This window comes from Mangrovimonas aestuarii (assembly GCF_028767185.1).
Taxonomy (GTDB): domain Bacteria; phylum Bacteroidota; class Bacteroidia; order Flavobacteriales; family Flavobacteriaceae; genus Mangrovimonas_B; species Mangrovimonas_B aestuarii.
Genome location: NZ_JARACK010000001.1, coordinates 403,429 through 419,023 on the forward strand (window position 1 = coordinate 403,429; position 15,595 = coordinate 419,023).

At 38.0% G+C, this 15,595-nt stretch carries 9 protein-coding genes; 7 read left to right on the forward strand and 2 right to left on the reverse strand.

Annotated elements, in window-relative coordinates; all coding sequences use genetic code 11:
- The 4 genes from PWU04_RS01920 (at nt 1) to PWU04_RS01935 (ending at nt 7,452) form a co-directional block, all read left to right on the forward strand.
- The gene (locus tag PWU04_RS01920; RefSeq protein ID WP_274474113.1) at nt 1-3,483 is read left to right on the forward strand and encodes an efflux RND transporter permease subunit; all 3,483 of its coding nucleotides are present in this window, start codon (nt 1-3) and stop codon (nt 3,481-3,483) included.
- A 98-nt stretch (nt 3,484-3,581) separates the two neighbouring features.
- A complete protein-coding gene (gene aspS / locus PWU04_RS01925; protein WP_274474114.1) occupies nt 3,582-5,336 on the forward strand; it encodes an aspartate--tRNA ligase in 1,755 nt (584 codons plus the stop codon).
- 45 nt (nt 5,337-5,381) lie between these two features.
- On the forward strand, nt 5,382-7,169 hold the full coding sequence (locus PWU04_RS01930; protein WP_274474115.1) for a chloride channel protein: 1,788 nt from the start codon (nt 5,382-5,384) through the stop codon (nt 7,167-7,169).
- A 43-nt stretch (nt 7,170-7,212) separates the two neighbouring features.
- Entirely contained in the window at nt 7,213-7,452 is a 240-nt protein-coding gene (locus tag PWU04_RS01935) for a hypothetical protein (protein WP_274474116.1), read from the forward strand.
- A 3-nt stretch (nt 7,453-7,455) separates the two neighbouring features.
- Here PWU04_RS01935 and PWU04_RS01940 read toward each other — a convergent pair whose 3' ends face one another.
- Entirely contained in the window at nt 7,456-7,905 is a 450-nt protein-coding gene (locus tag PWU04_RS01940; protein ID WP_274474117.1) for a nucleoside deaminase, read from the reverse strand.
- Between the two features lie 83 nt (nt 7,906-7,988).
- Here PWU04_RS01940 and dxs point away from each other — a divergent pair, with 83 nt between their 5' ends.
- Nucleotides 7,989-9,779 (forward strand): 1-deoxy-D-xylulose-5-phosphate synthase, encoded by a 1,791-nt coding sequence (gene dxs / locus PWU04_RS01945; protein ID WP_274474118.1) that lies wholly within the window; start codon nt 7,989-7,991, stop codon nt 9,777-9,779.
- 140 nt (nt 9,780-9,919) lie between these two features.
- Here dxs and PWU04_RS01950 read toward each other — a convergent pair whose 3' ends face one another.
- A complete protein-coding gene (locus tag PWU04_RS01950; RefSeq protein ID WP_274474119.1) occupies nt 9,920-11,260 on the reverse strand; it encodes a deoxyguanosinetriphosphate triphosphohydrolase in 1,341 nt (446 codons plus the stop codon).
- 228 nt (nt 11,261-11,488) lie between these two features.
- Between PWU04_RS01950 and PWU04_RS01955 the strand changes: the two genes are divergently transcribed.
- Both PWU04_RS01955 and PWU04_RS01960 read left to right on the forward strand, forming a co-directional pair.
- The gene (locus PWU04_RS01955; protein ID WP_274474120.1) at nt 11,489-14,260 is read left to right on the forward strand and encodes a TonB-dependent receptor; all 2,772 of its coding nucleotides are present in this window, start codon (nt 11,489-11,491) and stop codon (nt 14,258-14,260) included.
- A gap of 119 nt (nt 14,261-14,379) precedes the next feature.
- Complete coding sequence (locus PWU04_RS01960; RefSeq protein ID WP_274474121.1) at nt 14,380-15,588, forward strand: hypothetical protein; 1,209 nt, start codon at nt 14,380-14,382, stop codon at nt 15,586-15,588.
- Nucleotides 15,589-15,595 lie beyond the last annotated feature (7 nt).

A 15,595-nucleotide genomic window follows, 5' to 3' on the forward strand; every position in this document is an offset into this window, starting at 1 on the left:
ATGAGCGATAAACAAAAACAAGTCGATAAGGAATTTGGCTTATCTACATGGGCCATCAACAACAAAACCACCATTTATGTGATGATGGTTATGGTTTTGTTCCTAGGGGTTTCAGCATACTTTGCCATGCCTCGAGAGAACTTCCCAGAGATAAAGGAAACCAAAATATACATTAGTTCACTTTTCCCAGGTAACACAGCCGAAGATATTGAAAAGTTAATAACAGACCCACTTGAGGATAAACTTAAGAACGTAAGCAATGTTGTGGAAATCACATCAACGTCTCAGGAAGATTACTCTATGGTAATTGTAGAATTTGATGAGAATATTACTGTTGACCAAGCTAAACAAAAAGTAAAGGACGAAATAGACTCCGAAACTTCAAGTGAAGATTGGCCTATCTTTAACAACGCTAAAGTGGAACCAACGGTATTCGACCTCAACCTTTCTGAGGAAATGCCTATTCTTAACATTAACATATCTGGTGACTATCCAGTGGATAAACTAAAAGATTTTGGAGAATATCTTCAAGATGAAATAGAAGATCTTGCTGAAATAAAACAAGTAGACATCCGTGGTGCTCAAGACAAAGAGGTTGAAGTTGCCGTAGACATTTACAAAATGATGGCGGCTCAGGTAAGTTTCGATGATGTTATTGGAGCAATTAACGGAGGTAACGTTACGATGTCTGCAGGTAATTTAATTACCAGTGGTCAACGTAGAACTATTAGGGTTTTAGGTGAAATTGAGAAGCCTGAGGAACTAAAAAACTTTGTAATCAAGTCTGAACATAACAATCCTATTTACCTAAAGGATATTGCCACGGTTACTTTCAAAGAAAAAGATCGCACCACTTATGCTCGCGAATTCGGTCATCGCGTTGTGATGCTAGACGTTAAAAAACGTGCTGGTAAAAACATGGTGGCTGCCGCAGAGCAAATTCAAGAAATCGTAGAGCATGCCAAAGAAAATATATTTCCAAAAGATCTAACTATTACAATTGCCAACGACCAATCTTCGGTTACAATTGGCCAAGTTGACGATTTAGTTAACAACATCATCTTTGGGGTAATATTAGTGGTTACCGTATTAATGTTCTTTTTAGGATTTAAAAATGCGGTTTTCGTAGGGTTTGCCATCCCAATGTCCATGTTCATGTCGTTAATGTTGCTTAACTTATTTGGTTACACATTAAACACCATGATTCTCTTTGGACTGATTATGGGACTTGGTATGTTGGTAGACAACGGTATTGTTGTTGTTGAAAACGTTTACCGTTTAATGGATGAAGAAGGGATGAGTCGTGTTGAAGCTGCCAAGAAAGGTATTGGAGAGATCGCCTTTCCTATTATTATTTCAACTGCTACTACTGTAGCTGCTTTTATACCTTTGGGGTTATGGCCAGGAGTAATGGGGCAATTTATGATTATACTTCCTATTACACTTTCTACAGTACTGGGTTCTTCGTTATTCGTTGCAATTTTCTTTAACTCGGTGTTAGTGTCTCAATTCATGAGTACGGAAGATAAGGACATGCCTTTAAAACGAATAATTACCATCACCGTAATAATGGCAATCCTTGGTCTTTTGGTATTCATTTTTGGAGGCGAATACAGAGCGCTTGGAAGCTTAATGTTGTTCACAACTATTATGCTGTGGGTATACAGATTGGTTTTAAGGAAAATGGCTAACCATTTCCAAACAAAAGTCTTGACAAGACTTGAAAACTGGTACGAAGGAAGCCTTAAAAAGGCTCTTACTGGAAAACGACCTTATGCCATTGTAATAGGAACATTCGCTTTGCTAATTATCGCTTTCATGACTTTTGGCTGGTCACTAGGAACCCAAAGAACGAAAGTTGAATTTTTCCCAGACAACAAACCAAACCAGATTATTGTCTATATAGAATATCCTCAAGGTACTGACATTGAAAAAACAAATGCTATTACTAAGGAAATTGAGGAACGTGTCTACAAGGTACTTGACGAAGACACTTATAAAGATGGCGATTACAACTTCATGGTAGAAAGTGCCGTTTCTCAAGTTGGAGAGGGTGCTGGTAATCCACAAACTGATGGAGGCTCTACTGCAGAAATGCCACATAAAGCAAAAATCACTGCTTCCATGAGAGAGTACAAATACCGACGTGGAAAAGACAGTGAATTACTGAGACAGAAAGTTCAAAAAGCATTGGCAGGTATTTACCCTGGAGTTTTAATATCTGTTGAAAAAGACCAAAATGGACCACCAGCAGGACCTCCTATTAACATAGAAATTGAAGGTGAAGACTATGTGGAATTAATCAATACAGCTGAGAAAATGCGAGATTATATAAACTCGAAAAGCATTCCAGGTATTGATGAGCTCAAAATAGACGTAAACAAAGACAAGCCTAGCATGCAGGTTATTGTAGACCGTGAAAAGGCTGGAGAACTGGGCGTTAGTGCAGGGCAAGTTGGAAATCAACTACGCAACTCCATTTTTGGAGCCAAAGCAGGAATTTACAAGGAGTCTGGTGATGATTATGATATCTACGTTCGTTTCAATGAAGACTATCGTTATAGCCCAAGTGCAATCTTCAACCAAAAGATTACATTTAGAGATATGGCTTCGGGTAAAATCAAGGAAATCCCAGTATCAACCCTTACCGAACACTCTAACTCATCTGGGTTTAGCGCTATTAAGCACAAGGATGTAAAACGTGTAGTAACTGTTTACTCTGCTTTATCTCCTGGATTTACAGATGCTGGTGCTATTGTTGCTCAAATTCAAAATGAGATGGAAGAGTTCAATGACATGCCAAAGAATGTCAAAGTAGACTATACCGGTCAAATCGAAGAACAAAACAAACAAATGGCATTTTTGGTAGGTGCGTTTTTCACTGGACTAGGTTTAATATTCTTTATCCTGATCTTCCAATTCAACTCCATTTCCAAACCAGCGATTATAATGCTAGCAATATTCTTGAGCTTCATAGGTGTATTTGGAGGATTGGTTATTACTGCAAGACCTTTCGTTATTATGATGACTATGATGGGTATTATATCTCTAGCAGGTATTGTCGTAAACAATGGTGTGGTACTTCTGGATTATGCTCAGCTTCTCATCGACAGAAAAAAAATTGAAATGGGACTTGGCGAAGACGAATATCTTACAAAATCTGAACTATTCGACTGTATTGTAAAAGCCGGTAGAGCACGTTTACGACCTGTATTGTTAACTGCAATTACTACTATTTTGGGATTAGTACCGTTAGCTATAGGTTTCAACTTTAACTTCTTCACCTTATTTGATAAATTTAATGCTAACGTTTATTTTGGAGGTGACAACGTAATATTCTGGGGACCATTAGCATGGACCGTTATTTACGGACTATTCATTGCAACATTCCTTACCTTAGTAGTAGTACCAGTACTATTCTTTTTGGTAACCCAATTTAAAATGTGGTTAAGAAGTAAAAAGGTTATTGATGTAGCAACCTAATCGAGATATTGAAATACTAAAATCCGGAGCAGCAATGCTTCGGATTTTTTATTTTATAATCATTTAACTTCACTAAATTTGCACTCTAAATTTCAATTATGTACAGAAGTCATACCTGTGGTGAATTAAGAGCATCACATATCAATACAGAAGTCACCCTATCTGGATGGGTTCAAAAGTCAAGAGATAAAGGATTTATGATTTGGGTAGATCTACGTGATCGTTACGGTATTACCCAACTAATTTTTGATGAGGAAAGAACCCCTAAAAACGTTTTTGAAACGGCAAAAACCCTTGGTCGTGAATTCGTAATTCAAATTACAGGAACTGTTATTGAGCGTGAATCAAAAAACAACAACATTCCTACCGGTGACATCGAAATATTGGTAACTGACTTAAAAGTGCTTAACAGCGCAGAACTACCTCCATTCACCATTGAGGACAAAACCGATGGTGGCGAGGAATTGCGTATGCAATATCGCTACTTGGATATTAGAAGAAATCCAGTTAAAAACAAATTAATCTTCCGCCATAAAGTTGCTCAAGAGGTACGTAACTACCTTTCTAAACAAGACTTCATTGAGGTAGAGACTCCATATTTAATAAAATCTACGCCAGAAGGTGCCCGCGACTTTGTAGTACCATCAAGAATGAACGAAGGTGAATTTTATGCTCTTCCACAGAGTCCACAAACTTTTAAGCAATTGCTTATGGTTGGAGGCATGGATAAATACTTCCAGATTGTAAAGTGTTTTAGAGATGAAGATCTTCGTGCCGACAGGCAGCCAGAGTTTACTCAAATAGACTGTGAAATGGCTTTTGTTGAGCAAGAAGACATCTTAAACACATTCGAAGGCTTAACACGTCATCTATTAAAAGAGATTAACGGTGTTGAGATTGACACTTTCCCAAGAATGACTTATGATGATGCCATGCGCAAGTACGGTAACGACAAACCAGACATTCGTTTTGGAATGGAGTTTGGCGAGCTTAATGAAGTTGCTCAACACAAGAATTTTGGTGTTTTCAATAATGCCGAGTTGGTAGTTGGTATTGCCGTTCCTGGTGGAAACAGCTATACTCGTAAAGAAATAGACAAACTTATCGATTGGGTAAAGCGTCCACAAGTAGGTGCTTTAGGAATGGTTTATGTACGTTGTAATGAAGATGGCACTTATAAATCGTCTGTAGATAAATTCTACGACCAGGATGATTTAGCGAAATGGGCTGAAGCTACAAGTGCCAAGGCAGGAGACCTAATCTGTGTACTTTCTGGCGACAAAAATAAAGTAAGAGCACAACTTAGTGCATTACGTATGGAAATGGCAGAACGCTTAGGCTTGCGTAAAGCTGACGAATTCGCTCCACTCTGGGTTGTAGACTTTCCATTATTGGAGTGGGATGAGGAAACTGAACGTTACCACGCTATGCACCACCCATTCACTTCTCCAAAACCTGGACAACTGGAACTTTTGGAAACCAACCCAGGTGCAGTTAAAGCCAATGCTTACGATTTAGTATTGAATGGTAACGAAATTGGAGGTGGTTCTATTCGTATTTTCGATAAAAAGACCCAAGCCTTAATGTTTGATTATTTAGGATTTACTCCTGAAGAAGCTAAAGCACAGTTCGGATTCCTTATGAATGCTTTTGAATACGGAGCACCTCCACATGGTGGAATTGCTTTTGGATTGGATAGATTGGTTGCTATTTTAGGTGGCCAGGAAACTATTCGTGATTTCATCGCATTCCCTAAAAACAATTCAGGTAGAGATGTTATGATAGACGCCCCTGCTCCTATCGACGATGAACAACTCAAAGAATTAAACTTAACACTTAACATTCAATCATAGTTATTAAATCCTGCTTTTTGCAGGATTTTTTAATAGCTTTAAGTTATGCCTGCACAACCTCTGCTTAAACGGTTTTTAATTTGGAGAGCAAAACATATCTCCCACCGCCAGTTTATTTACATACTTAGTGCACTAGTTGGGTTTACCTCTGGAATAGGTGCTGTTATGCTAAAAAACATCACCCACTATATTCAACATGCATTAGAGGGGCGTTTGGTACAATACTATCACCACGCATTCTATTTTGTATTCCCTATCATAGGTTTTTTGTTGGTATATCTAATAATGAAATACGTTATTAGAAACTGGTTAAGTCACGGCATCCCCTCTACCTTGTTTGCTATAGCAAAACGCAAAGGTATTATGAAGCGGTACCAAATGGTTGGATCTATTCTCACAGCCCCGATAACCATTGGTTTTGGTGGATCTGTTGGATTGGAGGGCCCTACGGTTGCAACCGGAGCTGCTATTAGTTCCAATATTGCCAGAATGTTTCACATGAACCAAAGGAGCAGAAACCTCTTGATTGGTTGTGCGGCTGCAGGTGCATTATCATCGATATTTAAAGCCCCTATTGCAGCTATAATTTTTGCTATTGAAGTATTTAGCTTGGACTTGACAATCGCTTCTATGGTGCCTTTATTGTTAGCATCCCTATCAGCCATATTTACCTCCTATTTCTTTTTTGGCGACGATATCCTACTACCCTTTAGAATTGAAGATAAATTCAACTTTAAGGATGTTCCTTTTTATGCCATACTGGGAGTTATAGCAGCCATAACATCCATCTATTTCACTGAAGTATATGAGCGTATCCAAAAGTTTTTCGACAAAATAGAATCCAAGCTTAAACGCGTTGTTATAGGTGGGATTGCCATCGGGATTTTAATTTACTTCATTCCCCCTCTATATGGGGAAGGTTTCGATGTAATCAACAATTTAATCATAGGTAATCCAGAAAAAGCGATACAAAACAACTTTTTTCAATTGGATGTTTCCAATATTTGGGTGGTAATAGGGCTTTTGGCTGGTTTGGTGTTTTTTAAAATCATAGCCAGCTCCCTCACTTTTGGCGCCGGTGGCGTAGGTGGAATTTTTGCTCCTACCCTCTTTATGGGAAGTATTATGGGGAATTGCTTTGCTAAAATTATCAACAACATTGGAATTGTAAATACGCCCGTTTCCGAAAGTAATTTTACACTAGTGGGTATGGCCGGCCTTATGGCTGGTGTGCTACATGCACCACTAACGGCAATATTTCTCATTGCGGAAGTTACTGGAGGCTATGAATTGTTCATTCCACTTATGCTAACCGCTACCATTTCGTTCAGCATCATGAAATACTTCCACCCCCACTCTGTTTATACCATGGAATTGGGCAGAAAAGGTGAACTTATCACTCACGATAAAGACCATGCCGTACTAACCTTAATGGACATCAATAAAATTATTGAAACCAATTTCGCAAAGATCTCGACAGATATGACTCTAGGTGATATTGTTCATAAAGCTGTGGTAAAATCGAATCGAAATATCTTTCCGGTTATTGATAAAAAGAGCAATATTTTGCAAGGGATTATTCTTTTGGATGACATTAGACCCATTATGTTCGACCAAACACTTTACGACAACATAAAAGCCACCGATGTCATGCAAAAACCTCCTACTCTAATTTCCATTGAAAAGGATAAAATGACAGACGTAATGCAGAAATTCCAAAACAGTGGCGCTTGGAATCTGCCTGTTATAAAAAACGGTGAGTACTATGGTTTTGTATCAAAATCAAAACTACTAACAGCTTACCGCAGACAACTTATAAATTTTACGACATAACAGATATGTTAAACAATAAGAGTTTTACACTTACTTTTGCAATATGAAGTATATCATCTTAATATTATTCATTGCCTCAATAGCAAGCATCCTTACCGGTTTTATTTTTGACTTAGAGTATTCCCAAAAACTAATTGGTTTTGGTGCCATAGGCTTATTTTTTATAGTGTTCCCGTTGTTCTCTTGGTACCGCTGGAAAGACAAAGACATCAAAGACTATATGCTTACCAAAGAAAATCTGGAAAAAATGCGTAAGCGTGAAGGGGATGATAGAAAGCTATAAGATTTAATTCAAATTCCGTCTTTCAATAAAAAAACGTTTAAGCAAAGTCGAAGCCTCTTCTTCTAAAATACCATGCTCAACTTTTGTCTTGGGATGCAGCTTTGTTCCCATAACACCACAGCCACGTTGTTCATCCTTTGCAGCATAAACAATTCTAGAAATCTGGCTCCAATACAAGGCTCCTGCACACATTTGGCAGGGCTCTAGAGTTACATATAGGGTGCAGTCTTTTAAATACTTACCGCCTAAAAAATTAGCAGCAGCAGTGATAGCTTGCATTTCAGCATGAGCAGTCACATCGTTTAGGGTTTCCGTTAAGTTATGAGCTCTAGCAATAATCCTATCGTTAACAACAATAACAGCACCAACAGGAATTTCACCTTTCTCAAAAGCCTTCTCGGCTTCCTGCATAGCACGACTCATAAAATAGGTATCGTCAAAAGGGTTTTGCATAGAGCTACTATAGCTTTTAGGTATTTATAATATCATTGATACGGTATCAAAAATACGATTTCAACTCGTACATTTGTACACTTATGGGCAATTTATTGGAACATATCAACACTCCTGAGGATTTAAGAAAACTTAAAGCTGAGGAATTACCTTTGGTCGCTAAGGAATTGCGTCAATTCATTATCAATATTGTCGCTGCAAAAGAAGGGCATTTAGGAGCTAGCTTGGGAGTTATTGAACTTACCATTGCCCTACATTATGTTTTTAACACCCCCAAAGACCAACTAATTTGGGACGTAGGTCACCAGGCCTACGGCCATAAGATTTTAACCGAACGTAAAGATCGATTCCATACCAATCGACAAATAGGAGGCATTAGCGGTTTTCCAAAACGTTCGGAAAGTGTATACGACACTTTTGGCGTTGGACACTCCTCTACCTCTATTTCGGCAGCACTGGGAATGGCTATTGCCTCTAAAATAAAAGGCGACTTTAACAAACATCATATTGCTGTAATTGGAGATGCCTCTATTGCCAGCGGTATGGCTTTTGAAGGCTTAAACCATGCTGGTGTAACCAATGCTAACATTCTTGTTATTCTTAACGATAATGCTATTGGTATCGATCCAAGTGTTGGCGCTCTTAAAATGTACTTAACCAACGTTAAGAAAGGGACTCAAAAACAAGATAATATATTTGAGGCCTTAAACTTTGATTACTCTGGACCTTTAGATGGACATGATCTTCATGCACTCATTAAAGAATTGGAAAGACTAAAATCGGTTAAGGGACCAAAATTATTACATGTTATTACCACCAAAGGCAAGGGGTTAAAACAAGCAGAGGAAGATCAGGTGAAATACCATGCTCCAGGAAAATTTAATGCAGAAACAGGAGAATTACTACCTAAACCTGATTTAGACCAACCACCAAAATATCAAGATGTTTTTGGGCACACCATCGTGGAGTTGGCAGAACAAAACCCCAGAATAGTTGGAATTACCCCTGCTATGCCCACAGGAAGTTCCTTAAAATATATGATGGAGGCCATTCCTGAACGCGCCTTCGATGTTGGTATTGCTGAACAGCATGCCGTAACATTGGCTGCTGGAATGGCTACACAAGGGTTAGTTTCTTATTGCAATATCTACTCTACCTTTTTACAACGCGCCTACGACCAAGTGATTCATGATGTGGCGCTTCAAAAACTACCAGTTATTTTCTGTTTGGATCGCGCTGGTTTGGTTGGTGAAGACGGCGCAACCCACCACGGTGTTTACGACTTGGCTTATTTACGCTGCATTCCTAATATGATAATTGCAGCGCCTTCAAATGCTATTGAACTCAGAAATATACTTTTCACGTCACAATTAGGACTTGACAAACCAATAGCCATTAGATACCCAAGAGGTCGCGGCCATATTACTGAATGGAAAACGCCGTTCGAAAAAATAGAGCTCGGTAAAAGTCAACTTCTAAAACACGGAAAGGATATAGCTGTGTTGAGTTTGGGAACGACAGTCTATAATGCCACCAAAGCGATTGAACAACTCAATAAAAAAGAACAGGATTATGTTGCCCACTTTGATATGCGTTTTGTTAAGCCTTTGGATGAATCCCTACTTCACGACATATTTACAAGTTTCAGGCAAATTATCACAATTGAAGAGGGCACTGTTAAAGGTGGTTTTGGAAGTGCGATTCTAGAATTTGCTTCAGAAAACGAATACCAAGTTCCAATTAAAGTGCTTGGCATCCCCGATGAATTCATTGATCACGGCAAAGTAGAGGAACTTCAAACCATTGCCCATATTGACGAAAAGTATATACTAAAAACAATTAACGAGACATTGCTAGCACTTTATTCCAAATAAAAGCCAGCGACATCTACACAAGATTCATAAGGTGTAATCCCTACTGAAAAGATTAATAAGGCAAATAACAATAACAGCTAATATAGTCTTTCCTTACACAGGTACGTTCCTATTAAATAAGGGATAAAAAAACCACCTCTCTAAACTCCTATTCCGGTAATCTTTTTGTATTGTAGAATGGCATTACTATCAGATAACAATGAAACATAATGACAAACATTAAGCAACCTCATATAAAGTGATGACTTATTAAAATCAATAGTTTTTGGCAATGTCTTCAATATCAATTTATCGTAATTGGAAGAAGTATTGTCATAATCATTATTCACAGCATTAATATAAGTCTGTAACAATTTCGAAATGACTTCATAGCCTGTAATTTCCTTTTCAATAACTTCTTTTGACTGATATATGTTATCGACGCTTATTTTAATAATATCACTTATTTGGGCCTCAAAGCGACTTCTATCCAAAAGTGCCTTATCAAATTCTCCTTTGAGAATTGCTTCTTCATTCTTAACAAAAACCTCTACAGCTTCATTAATCAAGGTTCCTATTGCCAAAGCTCGAAGATAGCTCACTCGATCCTGTGCATTATTGAGCTGATTATATTTTTTGGTATCAATGGTATCCCTCACAAGGTTAATAAGGTATTCTAGTGCAAATTCTTCTTGAATAAGCCCTAAGTTGATTCCATCTTCAAAATCGATAATGGTATAACAAATATCATCGGCAGCTTCAACCAAATAAGCCAAAGGATGACGATGACATTTTGTGTTTCCTTTGACTTGATGTAACAATCCTAGCTCTTCCGCCACTTCATGGAAAGCTATGGTTTCCGATTGAAAGTATCCATACTTTTTATCTGAAATGTGCTTTGTTGGCTTTTTTGGCAGTGATGCTTTAGGATACTTTGTAAATGCTCCCAAGGTTGCATAACTCAGTCGTAGACCACCTTCTCGTCCGGAACGGGTTTGGGTCAGTATCTTAAACCCGTTTGCATTACCCTCAAAATCGCACAGGTCCTGATATTCTTCTGCAGAAAGTTCCTCTTTGTACCGATTACCTTTTCCTGTTATAAAATATTCCCCTATGGCTTTCTCTCCTGAATGACCAAAAGGAGGGTTCCCTATATCATGAGCCAAAGCGGCAGCGGCTACAATTGCTCCAAAATCGTTAGCCTGATAGCCATAAACATTTTGCAATGCAGGATATTTTTTAAGAATTCTTCTCCCTACTTGACGTCCCAAAGAGCGACCTACTACACTCACTTCCAAACTATGTGTGAGTCGAGTGTGAACAAAATCTGTTTTAGACATTGGGATAACTTGTGTCTTATCCTGAAGGCTTCTAAACTCCGATGAAAAAATGATCCGATCATAATCAACCTCAAAACCCAAACGAGTTTCATCCTGTTCTTTTCTCAATCTCTTATTAGTGTCGCCATAGCGTTTTAAAGACAAAAGTTGTTCCCAGTTCATAGTATCAAAATTAAAGGCTGCAATATAGCCAATTCAACAACATTAGTAATTATGAATTTTAATTCAGATAAAACCTCTCCCAATGTTAACTTAACGTTTCCTATTAATTCACAAATAGCCTGTAGATAACATTGGCGTAACGTTTTTGTTACTAATGTTTAATTTACGGTTAACCCAAACTTTACAAAGCTGGAGTTCCTTTGCGCCAAGAAAATTTCAATATAAGTAATGAGACAAACAACCTTAATTTTAGCACTATTTGCAACCCTGTTATCTTATGCTCAAAGCAATACAGGTTCAATAGTAGGGAAGCTTACTGACAAGGAGTTCGATAATGAACCATTGGCTTTCGCAAATGTATTAATTAAAGGAACAACTAAAGGAACAACTTCAGATTTTGACGGACTTTATGCTTTCGAAGGTTTGGAGCCAGGATCCTACACATTGGTATTTAGCTTCGTTGGATACGAAACCCAAGAAGTAGAAGCAACCGTAGAACCAGGTAAAGTAACCGAAGTTCATATAGTTATGGGGGCTAGTGCCGCTTCTTTGGATGAAGTTATTATTACTACAACAACAAAAAGAGAGAGTGAAACAGCATTATTGTTAGAGCAAAAAGAAGCAGTTACTATAAAACAAAGTATTGGAGCTCAGGAATTATCCAGAAAAGGGGTTAGTGATGCTGAAAGTGCCGTAACGAAAGTGTCTGGTGTATCTAAATCTCAAGGAAGCAAGAATGTATTTGTTAGAGGTTTGGGAGACCGTTACAATGCCACGTCTTTAAACGGCTTACCGCTACCTTCTGAAGACCCAGAATACAAAAACATTGCTTTAGACTTCTTTAGCTCAGACATTATTGAGTCTGTGGGGATTAATAAAGTTTTTGATGGTCAATTATACGGAAACGTTGGAGGTGCAGATATCGATATCGTTTCAAAAGAAATGACTGGAAAAAGTATTTTTGAATTAGGGCTGGGAACAGGCTACAATGGTAATGTATTAGGAGCTTCTTTCCTTTCGCCAGACGGTGCTAACAGATTAGGAACAGGTATAAGTGTAGATAACCCAATTTCTGATTTGACTCAATACACTTTTTCAGATGGCTTAGATCCTACAGGAAGAAACAATACAGCAAACTACTCAGGTACATTAACTGGCGGTAAACGTTTTGATATTGGTGAAAACGGGAACACTTTATCTGCTTTTGTAACCATTAGTGGTTCAAACGATTATTTATACAAAGAGGGTTCAATAAACCAATTCAACAGTGCAGGTGACAACAGCACCTATATGGATTCTTCCATTAGTGAGTTTTCAACCAGTCAATTAGGGCTATTAAACCTTAAGTACCGATTTGGAGAGAACAACTCAATCGCTTTAAACAGTGGCGTTATTAGAAAAGTAACTCAAAGTGTTGGTGAATATTTTGGTGAAAGCTCGAGCGTGAGTGACGATGAAGGCATTCAGGATTATATCCGTCGTCAGCAAACCAATAAAAACAACTTATACGTTAATCAATTATTAACGTCATTCAAGTTAAGTGAGAAACTAAAACTAGACGTTGACGGTAGCTACAACTTTATTAAAAGTTACGAACCAGATAGAAGAACAAACAGTTTTATCAAGAAAATAGAAGCTGGTGAGGATTTTTTCAGAGTAGCAGTTGGTAGTGCTGGATTAAACCACCGTTTCTACTCAAACCTTGACGAAAATGACATCTCTGCCAAAGGTGCTTTAACTTATAAATTAAACACTAATGACGATGAAGAATCAAACAGTGCTATTACTGTTGGAGGAAATTACCGTAATACTCAGAGAGATTTTATTTTCCGTCAATATAATTTCAACTTTGGTCAACAAGAGATTGTAGACATTAACAATCTAGATGCATTATTCAATCAGGAGAACATTAACAACGGAACCTTTGAAATGGTAACTGATAGAGGACGTGCTGACCTTCCAAATGCATTAGATCCGTTTTCTTATACTGGAGACCGTAGCCTATATGCAGGATATGCCCAAGGTATCTTTGATTTGTCAACAAACCTGACTTTGAGCGCTGGTATACGTTTTGAAAATGTAAACCAAGAAGTAGCTTGGGACACATCCCTTTCAACTTCGGTAAACGACCCTACGACTCCTAATGCTCTGATAGAAGACTCTTTCTTATTGCCAAGTGCATCTGTAAAGTACAACTTTAACGAAAATAGCATCATCAGATTAGCGGGTAGTAAAACTTACATCTTACCACAGTACAAAGAGGTTGCTCCGTTCCTATATCAGGATGTTAACTTTGCCAGTTTCGGTAACCCATTTCTAAAATCGTCTGAGGTATACAATGCAGATATTAAGTACGATTACTTCTTTTCAAGCGGCGAACTTGTTTCTGTTACTGGATTCTACAAATCTGTTAAAGATCCTATTAACCGTGTAAGAGTAAACAGTGCTGCTAACGAGCTTTCTTATGTAAATGTAGGTGACGCTATGGTTGCTGGATTTGAACTTGAGTTCAGAAAAAACATCTTTAACAAGGAAATTAGCGATGATGAACTTTCTAAGATGATGTTCGGACTAAACTTCTCATACCTACATTCAAACCAAAAACTTATTGATGTAGACAGTGATGAATTAACCGTTAGATTTACAAATGATGAAGACAAATTGGAAGGCGCTGCACCAATTCTGTGGAACGCAGACTTAACTTATAACATCAAGAAAAACGGTATAGACCTTACCTCATCTTTAGTTGGGAATTATTTCAGTGATAAAATTTACTCTTTGGGTACAGCTGGCAACTCAAACTTTGTAGAGCAGTCTAGAATAACATTGGATTTTATTAACAAGTTAAAACTTAGCGAACACTTTGGACTAAGCCTTAAACTTAAAAACTTATTGAATCCAGATTTCCAAATCACACAAAAAGTGTTGGGTGAAGAATTGCCAGTATCAACATACAAAGCAGGTGTAACCGGAAGTCTTGGACTTACCTATAAATTTTAAATTAACATAGCAGAGGTTTTATTAATAAACACTTAACACTAAGCTAATCACTAGAATACACACGCTTAGTTTATTTGCAAAGATTTAAAACTCAAAAAAGTAACAAAAACAAAAACACAATGAAAAAACTATTTATCTCAATGTTGGCTTTAGCGGCGATTGCTACTTTCAACTCTTGTTCAAGCAGTGATGACAGCTCTAATAATGGAGAGCCTACAGGACAAAAAGATGGATTGATCAGCTCTCAAACTGATGAAGATTTAGATCCTGCTGCTTTGAAAGGTGATGTTGTAGCAAACGTAACACTTACTTCTGACCAAACTTGGATACTAACTGGACCTTTATCTGTTAAAGATGGTTTCACGCTAACTATCGAGCCAGGAACCAGTATTCTAGCTCAAGCTGGAGGTACAAACGTATACGTAGTAGTAGAGCAAGGTGCTAAGATAAACGCTGCAGGTACAGCTTCTGCACCAATTACTTTTACTTCAAACGCTGCTAACCCAAGATCTGGTGACTGGGGAGGAATTCTTATCAATGGTTACGCTAAAATCTCTGGTGGAGGAACTGCTACAACAGAAGTACTTCCATTGGCTTATGGAGGGAATGACGACTCGGACAACTCTGGTGTAATGAGTCACGTAGTTATCGAGTACACTGGTGCTCGTATTAACGGAGAAAAAGAGTTTAACGGTCTTACACTTTATGCTGTAGGTAGCCAAACTCAATTAAACAACATCGCTATCAAAGAAGGTGATGATGACGGAATCGAGTTCTTTGGAGGAACTGTATCTGTAGAAAACTTACTTGTAATTGATTCTCGTGATGATTTATTCGACTTTACTCAAGGGTGGAAAGGAACTGCAAACTCTAACTGGTATGGTGTTCGTACTTTAGGTTTCACTTCTATCTCAGAAGATACTAGAGGTATTGAAGGTGACGGTAACTTAGACGGAAACTCTCCTTCTGATGAAGGACAGTCTAACCCAACTATCAACAACGTTACTATTCTTAACAACGGAATCATTGAATTCGCTGATCTAGTAAAAGTTCGTAGAGGCGCAAGTGCAACTATCACTAACCTTTACTTAGGTTTCAACCAAGACAACAACGAAGATGCAGCCCCTAGCGCTAGCGATACTATCGACTTAACAGATAGTAAAGGTGATGCTTTAGCTTCTACTTCTATTACAGGTTCTGTTAATGCTACAAGTGGAGTAGATATCGAGGATATTAAAAACGAATCTGGAGCTTTAGTTACTTTAACTGATGGATCTACTCCTTCTGTAGACAAAAATATATTCTCTTGGACTGGTTTATCTTTCTAAGCTAAAC

Excerpts from the sequence above, each read along its gene's own strand:
- PWU04_RS01920 (WP_274474113.1), top strand. The coding sequence starts at position 1 with ATGAGCGATAAACAAAAACAAGTCGATAAGGAATTTGGCTTATCTACA.
- aspS (WP_274474114.1), top strand. The coding sequence starts at position 3,582 with ATGTACAGAAGTCATACCTGTGGTGAATTAAGAGCATCACATATCAAT.
- PWU04_RS01930 (WP_274474115.1), top strand. The coding sequence starts at position 5,382 with ATGCCTGCACAACCTCTGCTTAAACGGTTTTTAATTTGGAGAGCAAAA.
- PWU04_RS01935 (WP_274474116.1), top strand. The coding sequence starts at position 7,213 with ATGAAGTATATCATCTTAATATTATTCATTGCCTCAATAGCAAGCATC.
- PWU04_RS01940 (WP_274474117.1), bottom strand. The coding sequence starts at position 7,905 with ATGCAAAACCCTTTTGACGATACCTATTTTATGAGTCGTGCTATGCAG.
- dxs (WP_274474118.1), top strand. The coding sequence starts at position 7,989 with ATGGGCAATTTATTGGAACATATCAACACTCCTGAGGATTTAAGAAAA.
- PWU04_RS01950 (WP_274474119.1), bottom strand. The coding sequence starts at position 11,260 with ATGAACTGGGAACAACTTTTGTCTTTAAAACGCTATGGCGACACTAAT.
- PWU04_RS01955 (WP_274474120.1), top strand. The coding sequence starts at position 11,489 with ATGAGACAAACAACCTTAATTTTAGCACTATTTGCAACCCTGTTATCT.
- PWU04_RS01960 (WP_274474121.1), top strand. The coding sequence starts at position 14,380 with ATGAAAAAACTATTTATCTCAATGTTGGCTTTAGCGGCGATTGCTACT.